Below are 21,007 nucleotides of genomic sequence, written 5' to 3' on the forward strand. Positions count from 1 at the left end.
TTTGGTTCCTAGGCCGAGGTAAGTTAAAGCTTCTTTCGTACCAGTACTATCCAGTTGCCTCTTAAGACCAATGGCAGACCAGGAGGCCGTTTTTGCTTTTCCCAATCCAGGAGGACTAATCTGAGCATGAAGTAATAAAAATGGACTGATAACAAGAAAGAGTAAGGATAATATTTTATAAAGAGTATTTTTCATCGATTATATAGTTTTTTATGACCACTGTTCTATTATATACCAGTACAAACTGATCAATGGCCACTCAACCATTGATCAGTTTGTATAGCAGCTAAGTTTTATTGTTTTAGGACAATCGGCTTTTAAAAGTTTCTTCAAACCGCCCCACGATCCATTTATCCAGACGTTTAACAGGTTCCATTGCCCACATAGCCACTACAAACGGAAAAGTCAATGTCGTCCACCCATAGTGCACAAGCACATGATCACAATAAGTAGCAATCACGACAGCAATAAGGACATATAATCCATCCCGCACACGAGTACCGCTTAAAGCAATGCCACAGAGTACAGCATTAAAGCTAAACGTTCCGTTGCTGATCATAGTTTCCGATTCATGACCATAATGAGATAGGTAAATGCTGATAATCACAGCGGCGAAAGCATAAAGTGCAGCCATCGGATTGCTCATAAATACCCCAAGGAAAAAGATCAATCCCGCAATCAGGCTTCCTTGAAAGATCACTTGCCCGAAAGCATGTCCCTCGATCAAGAAATCATCCATTTCTTGGATATCAACAAAATGTTGTGATACAGTAGGCATTGCAAGCTGTGGGATACTCAGGATATACAGTGAAATCCAGGTAACAGCTATGAAAGGAAAAGTAAAAGCAGGTAAATTTCTTTTGAGCGCAAAACCCATCATAAGAGTGGTTAACATGGAACCAAGAATCAATGTCATCCAGATCCAGATATTCGCTTCAAAGTAAAAAACAAGCGCTACACCAAACAAAGAAGCATTAAAACCAAATAATCCATTATCAATATGATCTTCATCATATTTCAGTATTTTAGCTGTTGCAACCCCTACAACATTAGCCAATATACCCGCAAAGCCCATTAAGGTCGAGTCATATAAAATAGCACCAATAAATAATATGCCTGTCCAAGCATTACCTTGCAACATGATCTGTCCGAAACCTCTAAAAAAAGCTTTTATATAAGCTAAAACTTGATCCCTCATTTTGAGATAAATTGATAAGATAAGACTAAAATATAGTCTCATTAAAATGATTAAATAAGGAGTTCAGCATCCCACAGTTCCTGCTGGATCTCCTGAAAAATAGTAAACAACTGCTCGGCACCATAACCCAATATTCGGATCATAAACCCATCATACTGAAGCGCACTGATTCCAAATTCGATATCCGTGACATGTTCATACTGTTGATGGAATTTTTCAATCCAGCCCCCAACAGCTTTCCCAGCAGAATTGAGATAAATAAACGTTCCCTGATGGGTAAAACCTTCCAATATCCCGATATCCTGTATCGGCAATTTATCAGGTTGCAACAGTACATTATCTTTCAATATCAGTCGGCCATCCACATAACATTGAGTCAGATTCTGAAAATGATTATACTCAAAAATCTCTCCCGACAGTTTCCGTCCACAAGTCACAATATCACTCAAGATGAGGTGACAGTTTTTTGCATGTGGATAATATTATGGCTGAGAAAATGAGAAGAATTTTGAGGAACAATAGGGTGCGGAACAAAAGAAAACACCGCACCTTCGCCGAGCGTAACTTGCGTTTTTTGTACCGATTTACCTTTCATATGAAAAAGACGCTGATACGCTTGAGTCTGCAATTGCAATTTAGCACCAGGATCTATCGTAATTTGGATACGATGATCATCACCATCCAATAACCCCGGTGATGAGCTCATAATCATCAAGTATGCCCCTTTATCCCTCCTGTATTGTCCTACTGGAACGATACGAAAAGGCTGTGTGACATAAGCATCCTTGAGATAAGACTTGCCTTCACGATGGGCAACGTTGATATTTAAAGAACAGATCATATTAACGCAATAAATTAGGTTCAGCTACATCATGCAGTAATGCATATTTTTGATCCATCCAATGATTTCATCCAATCCCGTTCCTGTCTTCAAATTCGAAAATAAAAACGGTGCCCCTTTTCGCATTTTCCGAGCATCATGCTCCATCACCTCCAGACTAGCACCAACATAAGGAGCCAAATCCATCTTATTGATCAACAATAAATCTGATCGGGTAATCGCCGGTCCACCTTTACGGGGCATCTTTTCGCCCTCACCCACATCGATCACAAAAATGGTGATATCCGCAAGATCAGGACTATAAGTTGAAGTCAAATTATCACCGCCACTCTCAATCAAGATCAATTCAAGATCTGGAAAGCGTTCAGCAAGTTCTTCCACAGCCTCTAGATTCATGCTCGCATCCTCACGGATAGCCGTATGCGGGCAACCACCTGTTTCTACTCCAATAATACGATCAGGAGACAACGTACTGTTTTTAGCCATGTATTCGGCATCCTCCTTCGTATAAATATCATTGGTAATAACCGCTAGATTCAATTCATGTTTCAAACGTTTACATAAACATTCCAACAGTGCAGTTTTTCCAGATCCAACCGGACCACCCACACCTATCTTAACATATTTTCTATTTTCCATTTGTTCGTATTTAATTAAGAAATGTAAACCCGTGTGTACAACCGCTCATGTTGCATACACCGGATATCAAATCCAACATTACATAAACCGATCAGATCACGATCCACCTCCAAAGTCTCATCACATAAAGTCATCAGGTCATCATGCAGATAAAACAAGATATCCTGCCCATCCAACTGTCCGAGAGGAACTAATTTTACAGCATTAGTCACCATCGTGATAGCAGCATTGTAATAGTAACCATGCAAAGCTTCCCGAATCGGGATGTCTAATAAAGCAGCCAACATACCATACACCAAACAATAATGACTATCCACTTTCTTCTGTTTAATCAACTCACCCCAACAAATCAATATCGGTTGCTCCTGATATCGCGAAAAAATCTTATACAAGCGTACACCCAATTTCTTACTCGCTTCACGATTTCCTTCGGACTCTTCAATGCCGTACACTCCTCATCCAAAGACCGCAACAAATCCAAATCATCATTTCGAGTAGCGTCATAAGCAAGACGCATCAAAGCTGCATCATTAAACTTCAAGTTGTACCACAAATTGTGTCTCACATACGACTCTGCAGTAGCTTTATTATGTACGATCTCCTTCTGCACATAGGTCTCTAATCCATTCGAATGGGTAAACCCACCGATTGGTAACGTCGGATCTGACAAATGAAGAAGCTTGCCTAGAAATTTATTTTCCATATATTTTATGCTTTAATAAATAAAGGGATACCCTTTGTCGAAAATTTGAGCTCACGATGATAATTTGCATCGACATTAGCATTCAACTGACTTAATAACTGACGAGAAGCAAGCGTGTAGCGAATCCCCTGCTTATTCAGCCAACTTTGCATCGTTCGTTCAAAAGGGATAAGCAATTCATTCCCCTCAATAAATAGAGGCAAATGCTTATTTCCTATTTCACAACTAATAAAAGCAATCTCCAAAAAATTCAACGATTCTATACAGATTACATCACAACTACGAATAGCAATTACAACAATTTTGTCAGCATCCTCATATAGAATATCCCCATTATGCAATTGAGAAGTATTCCCCAATAATTTAAAGGCGATATCCATGCCCTCCTCCGTACGCAAACGTTGAATACGTTTCGTAGATTCGTACCACTCAATAATGAGCAGATCACAACGCTTACTGACCACCTCATTTTTGATATTCCTTGTGATTTCTGTAATAATCATTATTATCCCTTAATAAATAAATTTTTTGATATCCCTAGACCAACCGTAGAACCATTGATTCCAGTGATAATTTCATGATCATTTGCGATAGAAGCATCTTTACTGTGTTTTTTCTTATAAGAAAGCTCTGCAACTTTTGCTTTAAGTGCCCAACCTTTACCTAAGCTAATACCAACCAGAGGATAGGCTCTCAGTAAGTAACCGTTATAGCTACCATCAGCCATCACATTAGCAGCATTGACAACATGCTCATTTCCCCATATATAATGAGCCTCAACCTGACCAATTAAATTAAAATGTTTACCTAAAGGCCAAGTATTGCTGTAAAATGGCCCGACCTCATGAAAATGATCAGTAAAATCCAATGCCTTATTTTTCGAAGTATTGAAACCATAGTTCAGCCCCACATTCATATTATCATTAAAAAAATAACCGACCCCCAGTGGTGCCGCACTTAGCTGATGACCTGCTTCAGTTTCATGGTAATTAAATGAACCATAAAGCATAACACCACCTTTTTGTGCGTAGGCAGATTGTATCGAAAAGCATGCTATTGCTAAACAGCTTGCTAAAAATAGTTTCAAATTTTTCATTATTATTTATTCACAATTTATGGTGTGACCTAGTGTCACACCATAAAAATTAGCGATCATATTAAAACAAGAAATACAATTGTCCCAAAGCAACCTTATCAATCGGTTCACATTTGATCACCTCACCATCGACACTCACTTCATAGTTTTCTGGATTAACGATGATTTCTGGAGTAGCATCATTGTGAATCATATCTTTTTTGGAGATATTACGGCAGTTTTCCACAGGTAGTAATGTTTTACTCAATCCGTACTCCTCTTTGATTCCCTTTTCAATCGAAATTTTAGAAACAAAGTTGAAACAAGTCTCTGTCAATGCTTTACCATAACCACCATACATCGTACGCAAGATGATCGGTTGAGGCGTAGGAATAGATGCATTGGCATCTCCCATTTTCGAAGCGATAATCATTCCGCCCTTAATGATCATTTCAGGCTTAGCACCAAACAAAGCAGGACGCCAGATCACCATATCCGCTATTTTACCCTGTTCTATAGAACCCACGTATTTAGAGATACCGTGTGCTATCGCAGGATTGATCGTATATTTAGCAACATAACGTCTAGCTCTAAAGTTATCATTTCCAGTACCTTCATCTTCAGGAAGCGCACCAGTCTGTTTCTTCATCTTATCAGCAGTTTGCCATGTTCTGGTAATAACCTCACCTACACGGCCCATTGCTTGAGAATCCGAACTCATGATACTGAAAACACCTCGATCTTGTAGAATATCTTCCGCAGCAATCGTTTCAGGACGAATACGGGAATCCGCAAAAGCAACATCTTCAGGAATATCTTTACTTAAATGGTGACAGACCATCAACATATCCAGATGTTCATCAATCGTATTTTTAGTAAACGGACGAGTCGGGTTTGTAGACGCAGGCAATACGTTCGGGTACATCGCCGATTTAATGATATCTGGGGCATGACCACCACCAGCACCTTCAGTATGGAAGGTATGAATGACGCGACCATTGATCGCTGCCATAGTATCTTCTAAAAATCCAGCTTCATTCAACGTATCCGTATGAATTGCGACTTGTACATCATATTGATCAGCCACAGAAAGTGCACGGTCGATAGTCGCAGGAGTAGCGCCCCAATCCTCATGAATTTTCACCCCCAGTACACCAGCCTCGATCTGCTCCACGATCGGTTGTTCTGTCCCCACATTACCTTTACCGAAAAAACCAAAATTCATAGGTAAAGCTTCAACAGCCTGCATCATTTTGCGGATATTCCATTTCCCTGGTGTTACCGTTGTCGCATTCGTACCATCAGCAGGACCAGTACCACCACCGATCATAGTCGTAATACCACTGTATAAAGCAGTTTCCGTCTGTGTAGGACTGATGTAGTGAATATGCGTATCAATACCTCCTGGAGTAACAATAAATCCAGCACCACCATGAACTTCGGTCGAAGCACCAATAATCATATTTGGTGTGATATTATCCATCGTATCCGGATTACCCGCGCGACCTACACCAACAATTTTTCCGTCTTTGATCCCGATATCACCTTTTACAATACCCCAGTGATCAATGATAATCGCATCTGTGATCACTAAATCCAATGTACCTTCATCACGCGTATGCACCGAAGATTGACACATACCATCACGAATAGTTTTACCGCCTCCAAACTTTGCCTCATCACCATAGTAAGCATAATCTTTTTCAACTTCTATGATGATTTCTGTATCTCCTAAGCGAACTTTATCTCCCCCTGTAGGTCCAAATATCGCCGCGTAATTTAATCTACTAACCTTTAAGCTCATGATTTTTTATTTTTAAAGCCATTTGCATCTGCTTTTTTCAAAGCGTTCATTTTTCCTACCTCTGTTTCAGTATCGCCATTCACCAGGTCGTTGTGACCATATACTCTTCTCGCTCCAGCATATGGAACCAATTCTACAATCTTGGATTCCCCAGGTTCAAAACGAACAGCAGTACTCGCGATAATATTCAATCGTTTCCCAAAGGCTAAGGCACGATCAAATTCCATCATTTTATTGACCTCAAAAAAATGATAATGAGAGCCCACCTGAATCGGTCTATCTCCCGTATTGACAACTGTCAATGTTGTTACTTCTCTACCTTCATTACAGATGATATCGCCATCTTGAATGAAATATTCTCCAGGAATCATATTTTCAATGTTCTTATTAAATTAACGAATAGGATTATGTACCGTTACCAATTTGGTACCATCAGGAAAAGTTGCCTCGATCTGTATATCGTGAATCATCTCAGGCACACCCTGCATCACATCTTCACGGGTCAACAAAGTCGCCCCATATTGCATCAGTTCTGCAACAGTCCGACCATCTCGTGCACCCTCCATAAGCTCACTGCTGATATACGCAATAGACTCTGGATAATTTAATTTGACACCTCTGGCCATACGCTTTTTTGCGAGTTCACCAGCTACATGAAGCAACAGCTTCTCAGTCTCTCTAGGTAATAAATGCATCTAATTACTATTTTATATTAACTTATATGTAAGAATTATATTACTATTATTTGATCCACAACGTACTCTTTTGATGTTTATAAGAAACAAAAAAACATGCAGATAATGCCCGAAAGTTTATGGCACAACCTTACTGGCCTGCATAACTTTTGGCAAAAGAAAGAAATTATATTAAAACTAAATTGGAATTTTGATACACTTGAATAGTATGTATCGCGGATTGAGGATTACTCCTATGTGTTCAGTTGGGAAACTAAAATCCTGCTTCCTATCATACGTTACCCCCATTGCCGATAGCCAAATAGGAATAATAGTAAAATAAAGCAATTGATCCGGCTCATTGAGTTCGTGCGGATCGTTACACTCCCATGCATCGAGCATACCTGAAAACAGCGTCAAATGATGGACATTGGAACTGATTTCAGGTAACTCAAATGATGAATAGTCTGTTGATAAAAACTTTACCTGTTTCGAAACACTAGCCTCCTGATGTAAATACGTATTCCCTTTGGCCGTAACCAAAGCAAACAGCATTACAAAAAGTGTCAATATATTCCGAAACATTACTTTCATTTTCATCTAAATTTCCAAGACAAAAGTACCAACTAAAACAAGTTTTAAATAGCACAAATCTTGAATAAAATAGTCTATATTATATCTTAAACTAAGATTTAGCTGTTTTTTTCATTAAAAAGCATAACCTAATGAAACCATCACGTTGCGCGGTGCTCCAGGAAATGCACGTGTATAATCAAAGCCACCCAAAAAGTAGTACTTATCAAACACATTATTGACATTAACAGCCATCTTCAATGCACCGATATGGTAATATACCGCAGCATTCACAGTAGTATAAGAAGGCCAGTAACCCCACATAGCTTGACCATCACTATCTTTACCAATACTATTATCCATACGACGGCTATCCACGTAATAAACCCCTGCACCAAAACCAAGACCTTTCAAAGCATGTTGTGAAAACACATATTTTAACCAAGCACTTGCCATATTTTTAGGAGCTCCCGGTAATGATTGCCCAACCTCAGAAGCGATCGATGATGCTTTCACATCAGTATGATTATAAGTATAGTTTGCCATAATCTGAAATTCTTTGGTCAACTGCCCACGGAGATCCAATTCAACACCCTCAGAAATTGCTTTTCCAGATTGACGATATTCAGAAAATCCTGAATCTAATATCACACCAGTTGCGATCATCATATTTTGACGTTCTATACGGAATAAGGAAAGATCCATCTGCAACTGATCTTTAAAAAAACCAGTTTTAAAACCTGTTTCTAATTGAAAACTGCGTTCCGGAATAAAAGGTTTATCTGCACCATAATCTTGGTAATTTTGAATAAAACTTGCACCTACCGGGACGAAACCCTGAGAATAGCTCGCAAAATAGTTGATCTGCTTATTCAATTCGTACGTTAATCCAGCTCTAGGTAGCCAGGCATTTTGTGTAGCTTGATAACGCTTCTGCCCGTCGATAGTCTCGGAAGCATAATGTTCGTGACGTAATCCTACGATAACTTTAAGTTTATCAGCAATCGACATCTGATCTTGTATGTATTTTCCTGTAGTTTTATAAGGACTTAAAAATGGATAAGCTACATGCTCTCGCCAGACGTAAGAAGTTAGATCATGTGTCGTATAAGTTGGATTGTTCAAATCAAATGTCAGAGGTACAACCTGTCCGTTCACCGTCTTTTGTCTAGCTTCCCGCAACTGATTTTCCTGATCACCTCTATACTCCGCAAAATCAACTCCTGCTACAATGTGATGATCTACAACAGCACCATAATGGTCCCATTTAAAATAACCAACGACATTATCCGTATAATCTTTACCATGACGATCAAAAAAACGCATATTCATGATCGTATTTTTAGGAGCATCAGCAAATGTATTCAACGTCCGATGTTCATTGACATCTTCTTCATACACAGATTTCATATAGCTCAAGTGAAAGCTTAAATTCTCCGTAAGCTGTTGGGACAACCTACCGCTCAGTGAAAATGTCTTCGAATTATAAAAATCGGAAGGTTGACTTAACGTAAATGATCGAGGTAAAGCATAAAAATCATTTGCTTTAATTCCCATCCCCCGATCGAGATAACCATTAAATTGGTTATAAACCACATCAACGTCCACCTGCGTACCAGCTGCAGGTTTAAAAGTAAAAGATGGTGCAACAAGAATTCTTTTTTGACGATTGACATCACGGAAAGTTTTAGTATCCTCATAACCCGCATTGAAACGGTACAAAACACGCTTAGCGCTATCCAAAGGCCCTCCCAGATCCAGTGTTGTACGCATCGTCTGAAAACTTCCAGATGCAAAACCGATATTCCCCTTAAAACTGTCCAACGGTTTCTTTGTGGTCATATTAACCGTACCACCTGGCACCACATCACCAAACAAAGAAGCTCCTGGACCTTTCAAGACTTCAAGACTTTCCAAGTTCAATGTCAATGGTGTATTGTAGTAACTATTACCATAACCATAACCCGAACGTAAACCATTGACCAAACGCACACCCGTTTCATATCCACTTTTAAAACCACGGATAACCACATCATCATAAGAAGAAGCTTCCGTCACCCCTGCCAGATCTTGAAACAATGCACCTGTCGTAAAAGCTTGCTTATCTTCGATAAACTCCCGGCTTAAAACAGAAACAGATTGCGGTAGATTCTTTAATTTCCCAGAAAACTTACCCCCCAATTCCAGATCATTGGTGAGATAAGATTTGTTACGTCTCCCTGTGATCAACACCTCATCCAAAGTTTTATTATCTTTAATCAAGACAAGAGATAATCCTTTTTTTACATTCCAGTTACTCGCCGAAAGTGTTATTTTTTGATCGATATAACCAATTGCAGAAGCATGGATGACAATTGGAAAATTAATCGCTTCAGAAAAAGTAAATTCCCCTGACTCGTTGGAAGTTGTCACCTGCTTTGAACTGTTTATTGTCAATGTTACGCCAGAGACGATATCTCCAACCTCATCATAAGTTTTTCCAAAAATTGCTGTACTATTCTGCGCATGTACAGCCACTGGGAAAACAGTACCTAAGGCTATTGCAAAAGCCAAGGTCTTTATATTATATTTCATTGGAATACAATTATCTATTGTTTGTTCAATTATCTGTTATGCATAAATGCATAGTCTTTATTTTACAGAGCTTGCAAGCTCAAATTGTGGAGTGTTTTTCCTGCTCCAAAATGTTCTCCAATATCACAGCACTTTCCGATTCATTAACCATCAGTTCCATGTGTATAGTGAGAAATCCAGATTCATCACGGTATTCTATCAATTGAAACCCCTGCTGCAACCAAAATTCATATGCACCCTCCAAAAATGGATGGGTATGTAAATAAAGTCTTTCAATCTGTTTTTCCTGCGCCACCACGAGTAAACTTTGAAACAGCTCTGTCCCCAGTCCAGTCCTACGATATTTGGGATCCACAAATAAGCGGGCTACTTCAACGGTCTTCTTTGCATCAATGTCCAAGTGAGGGAACCGGTAATCATAATTAAGCATACCGATCACCCCGATTAATATGCCATCCGCGGTTCTTGCCTGTAGAAAAGTACCAGCGCGGTTCTGTAAATAAACCTGTTCAAACGCCTTTAAATCTTTAGGCACCTGATTCGGATCCAACATCGGAAATAGTTTTCTTCTGAAATCCAGAACATAAGGCAGAACTTCTACCACATCTTCTGATCCAACATGATATATCGAAATATTTTTCATTATTGATTTTCATTAATCATCGGAATAAACATCCATTTTCCTTGCTTCTCTATACTCAACAAAGACAATTCATAAGTTTCTTCCAACAAATTTTTCACTTCTTCGCGCTCCAGACCATTAATATCAAGAACACTTTGATCACGCATTAGGTAAAATTGGTCACCAAACATATAAGCCAGATTAGGATCGTGCATAACACATAAAACTGTCGTCCCCTCCTTAACCAGCTCTTTCGCTGTTCGCAAAACAGCCATTTGATAGTTTAGATCCAAGTGATTAGTAGGTTCATCCAACATGAGGACATCAGGTTGCTGCACCAGTACACGGCATAATAAGATCAACTGCCTTTCTCCTCCAGACAATTCGGTATAAGGCTTATCACGAAGATGTTCAAGATCAAACTTTTTTAAAATCGCATGTACAGCTTCATGATCTTCTTTACTTGGTGAGAATCGTGAAAAAGAAGCCCTTCCAGTCAAAACCACATCAAACACTTTATAGGGAAAAGTCATCTGATGAAATTGATTGAGAAAACCCAAGCGCAACTGACTACTACTACCGATCTTAATCTTTCTACGTTCTACATCGCCGATAGTCACTTGACCATCGTAGCGTTTTTCTAAGCCTGCGATCACATTAAACAACGTTGATTTCCCACTGCCATTGCGTCCTAGGATGATCGACAATTTTCCCTTTGGAAAGAGACGTTCACATCACGCAATACGATATCATTTCCATAAGAGAAAGATAATTGCTTTGTTGAAATAGTAGCTATCATGAGTTCCAATTCATCGCGTTTCGACGCATCAAGTAAATAAATAAGGGCGCTCCCACAATCATAGTAAACACACCGATCGGAATTTCGAAAGGCATGACAGCACGAGAAAAATCATCGATTAAAAGTAGGAAACTACCGCCGATGCTGATATTAGCCCACACCGAAATATTATTATTAGGTCCAAATATCATTCGGCTAATATGTGGAATAATCAATCCAAACAGACTGATCACCCCTACCGCAGCTACTGCAGATGCTGTAATCATCGTCGCAACTCCAATTAGAATCAATTTAATGATTCTGGGATTGACACCGATGGCTAAAGCTTCCTGATCACCGAGAGACAATAGATTCAGCTTCCAACGATAGAGCACAATCACAAATAAACCAACTGAAATTGGTCCCATAGCGCTATATACCTTAGACCAAGAAGCAGTATGTAAGTTGCCCATTGTCCATTGAACAATAGCTTGAAGTTTATAAGGATCACTTAAATACTGCAATAAAGTTAAAAGAGCAGTAAAAACCCCAGAAATCACCATCCCAGCCAATACCATCCCTACAATAGAAGTCCTTGCTCCAGAGTAAGAAACCAAATAAGTCAGCCCCACTGCACAAACTCCAAAAATAAAAGCAGAGAGATTAACAGACATAATCGGAAACAACATTGCGAGTGCTGCTCCAAAAGCAGATCCCGAAGAGATACCTAATGTAAACGGATCTACAATTGGATTACGGAAAATAGCTTGTAGAACTCCTCCTGACGAAGCCAAAGCTGCACCGACCATAAAAGTCAATAACACCCGTGGCAATCTCACCTGCCATATAATGGTATTTAAACTTGCATCCGAAAGCAGATGTTGATCTTGTATCAAACCTAATTGCAAACACATCCGCTGAAACAATTCGACCAGACCGACATGTTGTGTAGAACCAATAGTAAGCGACAACACAAAAAGCGACAGTGGAAATAAGATCAACAGGACGATGATTTTTATATTTTTCATGATTATAGTAAACCCTTTTTACCGTACATGACTTCAAAAGCTCCCTGCATTTCTTTTTTCAATTGCTCTTCCGAATAGCTTGGAAAGCTCCAATGACGAACTTGTTTAGCAAACAATAAAAACTTAACAGTATGTGGATCGAAAGGAAACGATGGTGACATGACAAAAACCTGTTTATTTTTCACAGCAGGAAGATCTGCTAACTCTTTCAGATCATAAACATCCGACAATTTAGAGTTCCACAAGATTATTAAATCGGGATTCCACTTATACATCGTTTCTGCACTGATATTTGGAGCTTCCATAGGTAGAGGACATGCATTTTCAGCTCCAGAAAGACGAATCGCCATATCAATAAGACTTCCTTTTCCAGAAGTAGACATGACACGGCCTTTTGACCAAGCATAATAAACAGACTTCGCATTTTCAATCGATGGAACTTGCATACGATCGAGCTCCCCATCAACATAATCAACAATTTCCTGTGCTCTTTCTTGTTTTCCAACAAGCGTTCCCATCCCCAGCAATTCCGCCATTATACTTTTGTCATCTGCCGAGGAACAGGTAAAAACAGGGATATCAAGACCTTCTAATTGTTCTATATTATCTTGATCGGTATTGAAGGTAATCACCAAATCAGGTTGTAACGCAATAATACTCTCGACATTACTGGACTGCCCACCATAAGTTGGGGTTGGCAATGTTTTGGAGGCAATCCTCGAATCAAGTTTCGATAAAAAGCATAAGTATCTTCCATTTGATATACCTGTTGTGGAATACCAACAACCTGATCACCGGCTTGAAGCATATACACCTCATCAAGCAACGAAGGAAATAAAACGACAACCCGTTTGGCAACATCGTTCAACTTGATCACTTTTCCACGGCTATCGGTTGCGCTAATCGGTTTCGATAGATCATTCTTAGTAACATGACTACACCCACTAAAAGTGGCTATAGATAAAAAAGCTACTAAGCAAAATAATTTATAACTCATTTTCATTTCTTAATTTTTTTATCAACCGCTTTACTAGATTTTCTGACAGTAATATCCCATCTTCCAACTGTACCTGAGATTGAAATTTTGCAAGCAGCTGCTCATATAAACGACCATCATAAGGAACACGATACATCGCGCGATCGGTCTCCATAAACAATGGTAAATGCCTATTCCCCAAATAATAAGAAAAGTCAGCCGCCTGTACTGTATTAACGGGATTAAAACAAATGGTCAATGTCGGTTTAATTGCAATAGTAGCAATCAATTTTCCTTCATGGAACAGACCATCTCCAGAGCACCATTCACGACCTTTTTCCAGCTCCATCAATAAAGTTTGCCCAGTAGTAGTAGCTCTTGTCAATCTTTTTTTATTCACTTCAAACCATTCCAGCTGAAGTAGCGATACAGTATCCTGAGCAAACGCTCCCTGCGGCAGCACAGCATCAATATATACCAACTCTGCTTGCATAGCTCCTATTTTACTTCAGCTTGAAGTCTTGATTCTTTTTTTGCTTAACCTTTTCTTTCAACCAGGTGCACCACTCATCAATACCCTCATTCTTCAATGTACTGATAGTAATCACTTCAATATTCGGATTTACTTCACGGGCATCTTTAGTTACAGCATCTACTGAAAATGGCACATACGGCAATAAATCAGATTTTGAAACTAGCATCAGCTCACTCGTTAAGAACATACGCGGATACTTTTTAGGTTTATCATCACCCTCAGTGGTTGCTAATAATGTAACACGATAATCTTCACCTAAATCAAAAGCAGAAGGACATAGTAAATTCCCCACATTCTCAATAAATAAAAGATCTGTACCTGTAATATCAATATGATCAAGTGCTTGCAAAATCATCTGCGCTTCGATATGACACATACCACCAGTTACAATCTGCAACGCGTTGATGCCAACTTCACGCATTCTGATCGCATCGCGCTCCGTTTCAGGATCACCCACTAATACAGAAATATTAAGATCATTTGCAAGTAGCTTACCTGTTTCTTGCATTAAAGTTGTTTTACCTGAACCAGGAGACGAACAAACATTGATCACACAAACGTCTTTTAAACGTTCACGGATAGCATTTGCAACATAATCATTGGCTTTTAATAAATGTAATGTGGTGTTATCACACTGTACAGAACCGACGCGGTTTCCAGCACTTTTTGGACTAGATGTGTTAGTTGACATAATTTCTTATTTTTCTTGTTTAAAAATTACTTTTGATATATATAATTCATTTCCCTGAACGATTGTGGACGAAGGTTGACCACAGGTGCATACAAAACGATGATAAAGCACCGGAAAATTTTTTTGACAATGTTCACAGTAAGCCATGATCTCGTTGACGACAACCTCAAGTTCCATATCCATATAGCCATTATTATCTAAAATAAAAGCATCAAAGGCATTTTGAATTAAGACAGGCTGCACATTTGAAAGCAGACCCGCAGTTACTTGAATCTTTTGGATATCTTCAACCTTGGCACCATAATGGCCCTCCAGAGTATCGAAGATATCTTTTACAATACTAAGCTCGTGCATAATAGTGTTTAATCTTAGATAATATAGAATTGTTTCATGTGAGTAGCAGACAGGATATACCTGACTCTACCACTTACAAAGTAAGTGAATGGAAGGGAGATTAAAGAGGTATCTTTATCTGCTCGAAAAGGAGAAATTTACGAGATTGAACCGGTAGATCAGCATAGGATGTATAGGAATCCACATATGCTGTTTGATTAGGATATAACAAATGAACCGTTAGATCGTAAATTGCGAATAATGTGTCCAATTTGAAATCTTTATCAAGATCTAAATCGATATCCCAAAAATACATCTGTTGAAAAAGTGAATTTCTTTTATCCGACAAATGGGAATCGCCGTTTTCGACAAGCTGATCAGCAGGATCAAATCTTCTTTGAAATGTAGATGAATTAGCACGATTCCGTACTGTAGCAAGTGAGGTTGATCCTAATGATTGAAAAGGAAAAAACCAGATTGACAGTACAAAAATAACCAGTCTCAACATCATAAATAGCGAATTTAAAAACTTATTGTTTTTAACCCAACAAATTTACGGTAAAAAAGCACTAGTAAAATAGCACAAATCTTGAATTTTATTTCACGAAATAGGGTAATTTCTTATTTCTCCATTATGCAATTACAGATCCCTAGCTATTTTATGTAGTTATTAACAACCCATAGTTACAGCTATTCGTAAAGTCAACGGAAGTAACTAGATCAATATTCAATAATAAAATCCAACACACCCTCCTTATAGTAAGGGAGGATGCGTTGGATGAAGAAAATTCGAATAATTATTTTTTACTAAACGTAGACTCAACCTGAAAGTTTTGAAATTTACCCCTCAGTATCATCTTTTTTGAGGTAAGATCATAAATATCAAATACCAATGTCTGCCCTCCATTCTGTCTTATTGTTATTTTCTGACCATTATCAGAAAGCACATATGTACCAGAAATCGCAATCTTTTTAGTAACAACATCACTACCATCAAAATCAATATCGACACTAATACCTGTAAACGTTTCGTCTGCTTTAAATGTATATTCAATACCATCTGTATAAGGAACTTCCTTCATCGTATTTAATTCGATCATCTCTTGGAGAACCCAGCGCCCAGTTACACTATTAGACTCTCCCATATTGTTATCTTCCTTTGAACAGGACACAACAAACACAGTAACAAAAAGGAAAATAATGGCTACTATTTTTTTCATCTATAATTTATATTTAAAATTTAACAAAAAGCTAACTGAAGATCCAATAATACAAATTTCCGTCATCAAGAAACAATAAAGTTTATCTTGTACAAAGGTATCATGTAAAGCGATAAAGTCACAAAATTAAATAAAGCATGTTCCTGTACAAATTAAACCCTGGAAATTGTGGCTTATAAGCCACCTAATGATAGTTTTATGATCATGCTATCAATTAACTTATAACTATTCGTTCGCTTTCAGAAAATTATTAACCTAAAGTATTTCCAGTATCCATCTACAGTCCTATCCCATAGTGCACGATGATCAGAATCTTTCTCTACAGATAATAATATCAATAAAAAAAGCTTGTTGATATGAAAGAAAATTAGGTAATTTAAGCTCATTTTAAGCATTCAGAATAATAGAACCAATAGAGTAGAACAATGATTTTAAAAGATAAAACAGTTTTAGTAACAGGAGCCGATGGAGGTCTCGGAACAGCGCTAGTACAAGAACTCATCAGTAGAAACGTTAAGAAAGTATATGCAACAGGCTTAAAATTACAAAATTTAAAAAATCAGTTTCAGAATTATGACAACAGAGTTGAACTTTTAGAACTTGACGTAACAAGTACGGAAAGTATACAAGCGGCAGCCCTAAATTGCAACGATACAGAAATACTGATTAATAATGCCGGGATAGAACTTAAAATTCCTTTTCTAAAAGAAGAAGCCGCAAAAACTGCTTTATTTGAGATGAAAGTGAACTATATAGGTGTAATCGAAATGATTAACAACTTTATCCCACATCTTCAAAAAAATAAAGACACTTGCATCGTCAATATTCTTTCAATAGGAAGTTTAGCTGTTATAAAAAGATTAGGTACCTATTGTGCCTCCAAAACTGCAGCTCATATTTTGACAGAAACAATCCGTGAAGAACTCGAAGCTTTAGGAATCAAAGTTATCGGTGCTTACATGGGGTATGTCAATACGCAAATGACAAAAGAAGAAACGAAATCACATAAATCAGAACCTGAAGAAATAGCTTATGAGATTTGCAAAGGCATTGAAAATGAAGAAGAACGTATATTTCCCGATGCTACAACGTTAAACTTTGTTAAGAAAAACCCGATCAAAACGGTCTTTTTTGATTAAATTAGGCTCAATTAATAATAAATATTCTTTTACAGGTCGGTACTGTCGAAGCTAAAAGTCACCTAGCTGTCCCCGGTGACCGATAAAAACTGATACAGGATCATCTACAACTTGAGTTACCATCCGTTTCTTTTATAAATGAGAATATAATCTGACAAAAAATAATCACTAAAAATAAATATGGATAGAAAAGTAATCTTATATATTGCAACAAGCTTGGATGGTTATATTGCCAAACCAAATGATAACCTTGATTTTTTATCAATAGTAGAAAAAGAAGGAGAAGACTATGGTTATGCTTCATTTATAAAATCAGTAGATACAGTAGTTCTTGGCAGAAAAACATATGACTGGATCATTGCCCATGTTCCAGAATTTCATCATGCTGATAAAAAGACATATATTATAACCAGAACTGCTAGACCAGATGAAGGTAATATCACGTTCTACACCGAAGATTTAAAAGACCTTATTTTAAAATTGAAAAGTGAAACCGGCAAAAATATTTTCATTGATGGTGGTGCAGAAATTGTTAATGAACTTTTAAAAGAAAATTTAATTGACGAATTTGTGATTTCAATTATACCAATACTATTAGGCGACGGAGTAAAACTTTTTAAAGATGGAAGACCGGAGCAAAAATTAACACTTATTTCAACAAAACAGTTTGAGACTGGACTGACACAACTTCATTACAAGCGAATTGATAACTGATTGACATTTCAATTCTTCTCATGCCGTATTTAACTAAAAAATAGAGTCAGATCTGTGTCCACAAATTAAAGTAGCACGATAGCGATGGACCATTAGTAAATTCTATTTTTAGTTAAAGCGCCATCAAATGTAATTCTAAATTGCAGTACAACCTAATATCTTTTTTAGGTTAGTCAATAACATCCTATTTTTTATTTTCTTGAAAAAAAACCCTTTTTCCAAGGAGATAAACCACAAAAATAGAATAATTGGTCTATTTGAAATTGTTCAAGAATAGTAAAAACAATCTATTACCAGTACAAGAGCATTTATCCCCGAAGCGACACAGATAGTGTTCAAAATCAACATCAAACTTCTTTTTAAAGGATTGAAAATATAGTTTTGAAAAGTGTAACATGAATAATATATTTGCACTGTTTATAATTAATCTAAATAAAATCAATAAACACTATGAATAAATTTATCATCTACCTTATGTTGTTGCTTCCATGCTCTCTCCAAGCTCAAGCACAACAAAAAACGGAAATATATGGGAAAATATTCTCCGCCGATGGAAAGCCTGTAGAAGGTATCACGGTCAAACTGCTTCCTCAGGACATCAGTGTTTCAACGAAAGCCAATGGTTCTTATCTCCTCAAATCCTTGAAACCAGGTCCTGCACAAATCCACATCTCAGCTATAGGAGTCCAATCTCAAATCCGCGACATCCAGCTAGAAGAAAAAAGAAATATCATTTCCAATATCTATCTCACCGAAGACCAGTCCACTTTAGACGAAATTGTAATAAACGGAGCAAGCAAGAATAAGTATACTCGAAAACAAAGTTTATACGTTTCCAAAATGCCACTTCGTAATATGGAAAACTCTCAATCTTATGCTGTCGTTACCAAAGAGTTACTTAAAAGCCAGGTAAATACAAATTATGATGACGCATTGGCAAACGTTTCTGGTATAGACAAATTATGGTCATCCACTGGACGTCCTGGAGATGGAGTCTCTTATTACACATTACGAGGATTCACCACACAAGCCGCGATGGTCAATGGCGTCGTGAGTATTGCTAGCACAAGTCCAGATCCGGCCAACTTAGAAACCATCGAGGTTATCAAAGGACCTTCTGGCTCCTTATATGGTGGCGCTGCTGTTGGTTTTGGTGGATTGATAAATAATGTCACTAAAAAACCGCTTGATACCATAGGTGGACGGATCAATTATATCTTTGGCAGTTATGCACAGCACCGTGTAACAGCTGATGTCTACGGACCGCTAACAGCTAATAAAAAACTTTTAGGCCGTATCAACACAGCATATTCGCATACAGGAACATTTCAGGATGCAGGATTTAACAAATCAATTTTTGTTGCTCCTTCATTACTATACAGACCGAATGACAAATTATACATTCAATTGGATGCTGAAATTTATCAGAGCAAAGCGACCAATCCAATGATGGTATTTCTCAATCGTTCCCGTCAATTGTTTGCAAGAACTCCCGATGAATTGCAATTTGACTTTAACAAATCGTATACCAACAATGATGTTACTTTTAAAAACCCAAGTACCAACTTACGTGGAAATGTAAATTACCGCATCAACGAGCAATGGACATCCAATACAACTGTTAGTTATAATAGACGTAAATCTGATGGTTACTTCCAATATATCATGTACTTGCAAAATGCAAATGACACATTGATCAACCGATATGCAGCACTGCAAAATTATGTAGCCAATAGCATCAATGCACAACAGAATTTTATTGGAGATTTCCACATCGGTGGTATGCGCAATAGACTACTTATAGGACTGGATCTCCTTTCCCAAAAATCGGAAACGCACAACTCTCCTTATGTACAGACAGATCAAATCAATACGTCATACGATGATCCAGATTACTATAAATTTAACGCAGCTTTCATCGATGCGGCAATTGCTGCTTCCAACGGTGCACAGACCAACAACCGTAGCCGTACACAGGTATTTGGAGCATATGTTTCCAATGTCTTAGATGTAACTTCACAATTACATTTAAACCTTGCCCTGCGCATGGATTACTTTAATAATAAAGGAACATACAACATTGATAAAGATACCACTACTGGAAAATTCAACCAAACAGCCTTCTCACCGCGCGTAGGTCTCGTGTATGAAGCCATAAAAGATCAAGTTTCATTCTTTGCTAACTATCAGAATGGCTTTAAAAATGTTTCACCAGTAGTACAGCCTCACCCCAGTGTATCCGGCGATTTCAAACCGCAACAAGCATCACAGTGGGAAGCAGGAGTAAAATTCAATCTGCTTGAAGATAAAATTGGTCTTACTGCCAGCTACTACGATATCAGTGTAGACAATATGATCCGTCCTGAAACAATAGAAATTGATGGTAAAAGCTACAATATTAGTGTACAGGATGGTACACGCCTAAGCCGTGGTCTCGATTTCGACTTAACAGCAGCCCCTATTCAAGGATTAAATATGATCTTAAGCTATAGCTTCAACGATAGTAAAACAACAAAAGCGGCCGCTAATGTGAACAACCTTCGCCCAACCGAAGCTGGACCAAAACACCTAGCCAATATCTGGGCAAATTACACTTTGCAACAAGGAACGTTAAAAGGTGTAGGTATTGGTCTTGGAATCAATCATGCTAGTGAAAATATCATTACAAATAGTATCCCGACAGGAACTTTTGTACTTCCTTCGTATACTTTACTTAATGGTAGTCTTTCTTACAGTTACAAAAATATGGAGTTTGCTGTTAAGGCAAATAATCTGACTAACCAGACTTACTTTAAAGGTTGGACAACAGTTAATCCGCAAATGCCGAGAAATATCTTAGGTAGTATTGCTTACCACTTTTAAATTAAAAAAGGAAGAATCTATAAATAGA

22 protein-coding genes and 3 pseudogenes are annotated in these 21,007 nt (G+C 37.8%); 3 read left to right on the plus strand and 22 right to left on the minus strand.

The genetic code is table 11. The annotated features are described in order from the left end of the window. The 22 genes and pseudogenes from L950_RS06650 to L950_RS06750 all read right to left on the minus strand — a co-directional run. Positions 1-195, minus strand: a 195-nt coding sequence (locus L950_RS06650) for a hypothetical protein (protein ID WP_031289906.1), incomplete at its 3' end; no start/stop codon positions are given. Positions 196-301: 106 nt separating this feature from the next. Further along, complete coding sequence (locus tag L950_RS06655; protein ID WP_021192444.1) at positions 302-1,198, minus strand: urea transporter; 897 nt, start codon at positions 1,196-1,198, stop codon at positions 302-304. 50 nt (positions 1,199-1,248) lie between these two features. Next, positions 1,249-2,039: pseudogene (locus tag L950_RS37140) on the minus strand (urease accessory protein UreD). Positions 2,040-2,063: 24 nt separating this feature from the next. Further along, complete coding sequence (gene ureG, locus L950_RS06665; protein ID WP_021192445.1) at positions 2,064-2,678, minus strand: urease accessory protein UreG; 615 nt, start codon at positions 2,676-2,678, stop codon at positions 2,064-2,066. 14 nt (positions 2,679-2,692) lie between these two features. Next, positions 2,693-3,381: pseudogene (locus tag L950_RS37145) on the minus strand (urease accessory protein UreF). A gap of 5 nt (positions 3,382-3,386) precedes the next feature. Continuing rightward, positions 3,387-3,884, minus strand: a complete 498-nt coding sequence (locus L950_RS06675; RefSeq protein ID WP_021192446.1) for an urease accessory protein UreE — start codon at positions 3,882-3,884, stop codon at positions 3,387-3,389. A gap of 2 nt (positions 3,885-3,886) precedes the next feature. Continuing rightward, positions 3,887-4,477, minus strand: coding sequence for a hypothetical protein (locus tag L950_RS06680; RefSeq protein WP_021192447.1), 591 nt, complete (start codon positions 4,475-4,477; stop codon positions 3,887-3,889). A gap of 61 nt (positions 4,478-4,538) precedes the next feature. Continuing rightward, positions 4,539-6,260 carry an urease subunit alpha gene (ureC, locus tag L950_RS06685; protein WP_021192448.1) on the minus strand — a complete coding sequence of 574 codons (1,722 nt, stop codon included), beginning with the start codon at positions 6,258-6,260 and terminating at the stop codon, positions 4,539-4,541. 65 nt (positions 6,261-6,325) lie between these two features. After that, positions 6,326-6,631, minus strand: a pseudogene (locus L950_RS06690) (urease subunit beta); the annotation flags it as partial. Between the two features lie 21 nt (positions 6,632-6,652). Continuing rightward, positions 6,653-6,955, minus strand: coding sequence for an urease subunit gamma (ureA, locus tag L950_RS06695; RefSeq protein ID WP_021192450.1), 303 nt, complete (start codon positions 6,953-6,955; stop codon positions 6,653-6,655). 177 nt (positions 6,956-7,132) lie between these two features. Continuing rightward, complete coding sequence (locus L950_RS06700; RefSeq protein WP_132770926.1) at positions 7,133-7,519, minus strand: hypothetical protein; 387 nt, start codon at positions 7,517-7,519, stop codon at positions 7,133-7,135. 123 nt (positions 7,520-7,642) lie between these two features. Further along, on the minus strand, positions 7,643-10,081 hold the full coding sequence (locus L950_RS06705) for a TonB-dependent receptor (protein ID WP_021192452.1): 2,439 nt from the start codon (positions 10,079-10,081) through the stop codon (positions 7,643-7,645). A 79-nt stretch (positions 10,082-10,160) separates the two neighbouring features. Then, on the minus strand, positions 10,161-10,724 hold the full coding sequence (locus L950_RS06710) for a GNAT family N-acetyltransferase (protein ID WP_021192453.1): 564 nt from the start codon (positions 10,722-10,724) through the stop codon (positions 10,161-10,163). Further along, positions 10,724-11,410 carry an ABC transporter ATP-binding protein gene (locus L950_RS06715; RefSeq protein ID WP_021192454.1) on the minus strand — a complete coding sequence of 229 codons (687 nt, stop codon included), beginning with the start codon at positions 11,408-11,410 and terminating at the stop codon, positions 10,724-10,726. The genes L950_RS06710 and L950_RS06715 overlap by 1 nt, the downstream gene beginning before the upstream one ends. Positions 11,411-11,498: 88 nt before the next feature. Then, positions 11,499-12,509, minus strand: a complete 1,011-nt coding sequence (locus L950_RS06720; RefSeq protein ID WP_021192455.1) for a FecCD family ABC transporter permease — start codon at positions 12,507-12,509, stop codon at positions 11,499-11,501. Positions 12,510-12,511: 2 nt separating this feature from the next. Then, a complete protein-coding gene (locus L950_RS06725) occupies positions 12,512-13,210 on the minus strand; it encodes an ABC transporter substrate-binding protein (protein ID WP_197086293.1) in 699 nt (232 codons plus the stop codon). Next, the gene (locus L950_RS29635) at positions 13,138-13,512 is read right to left on the minus strand and encodes a hypothetical protein (protein WP_197086294.1); all 375 of its coding nucleotides are present in this window, start codon (positions 13,510-13,512) and stop codon (positions 13,138-13,140) included. The genes L950_RS06725 and L950_RS29635 overlap by 73 nt, the downstream gene beginning before the upstream one ends. Then, positions 13,496-13,978, minus strand: coding sequence for a hypothetical protein (locus L950_RS06730; protein WP_021192456.1), 483 nt, complete (start codon positions 13,976-13,978; stop codon positions 13,496-13,498). Before L950_RS06730 ends, L950_RS29635 begins: the two co-directional genes overlap by 17 nt. A 10-nt stretch (positions 13,979-13,988) precedes the next feature. After that, positions 13,989-14,711, minus strand: coding sequence for a hydrogenase nickel incorporation protein HypB (gene hypB, locus L950_RS06735; RefSeq protein ID WP_021192457.1), 723 nt, complete (start codon positions 14,709-14,711; stop codon positions 13,989-13,991). A gap of 6 nt (positions 14,712-14,717) precedes the next feature. Beyond that, positions 14,718-15,065: a hydrogenase maturation nickel metallochaperone HypA gene (locus tag L950_RS06740; RefSeq protein ID WP_021192458.1), complete on the minus strand. Its 348-nt coding sequence runs from the start codon at positions 15,063-15,065 to the stop codon at positions 14,718-14,720. A gap of 100 nt (positions 15,066-15,165) precedes the next feature. Next, on the minus strand, positions 15,166-15,555 hold the full coding sequence (locus L950_RS06745; RefSeq protein ID WP_156169574.1) for a hypothetical protein: 390 nt from the start codon (positions 15,553-15,555) through the stop codon (positions 15,166-15,168). Positions 15,556-15,841: 286 nt separating this feature from the next. Further along, positions 15,842-16,264: a lipocalin family protein gene (locus L950_RS06750; RefSeq protein ID WP_021192460.1), complete on the minus strand. Its 423-nt coding sequence runs from the start codon at positions 16,262-16,264 to the stop codon at positions 15,842-15,844. A gap of 425 nt (positions 16,265-16,689) precedes the next feature. Here L950_RS06750 and L950_RS06755 point away from each other — a divergent pair, with 425 nt between their 5' ends. The 3 genes from L950_RS06755 to L950_RS06765 all read left to right on the plus strand — a co-directional run bounded on the left by L950_RS06755 (position 16,690) and on the right by L950_RS06765 (position 20,979). Further along, a complete protein-coding gene (locus tag L950_RS06755) occupies positions 16,690-17,403 on the plus strand; it encodes an SDR family NAD(P)-dependent oxidoreductase (protein WP_021192461.1) in 714 nt (237 codons plus the stop codon). 180 nt (positions 17,404-17,583) lie between these two features. Continuing rightward, positions 17,584-18,117: a dihydrofolate reductase family protein gene (locus L950_RS06760; protein ID WP_021192462.1), complete on the plus strand. Its 534-nt coding sequence runs from the start codon at positions 17,584-17,586 to the stop codon at positions 18,115-18,117. A gap of 450 nt (positions 18,118-18,567) precedes the next feature. Then, positions 18,568-20,979, plus strand: coding sequence for a TonB-dependent receptor (locus L950_RS06765; protein ID WP_021192463.1), 2,412 nt, complete (start codon positions 18,568-18,570; stop codon positions 20,977-20,979). Positions 20,980-21,007: the final 28 nt, after the last annotated feature.

The sequence above is a fragment of the Sphingobacterium sp. IITKGP-BTPF85 genome, from assembly GCF_001006065.1.
Classification (GTDB): Bacteria; Bacteroidota; Bacteroidia; order Sphingobacteriales; family Sphingobacteriaceae; genus Sphingobacterium; species Sphingobacterium anhuiense.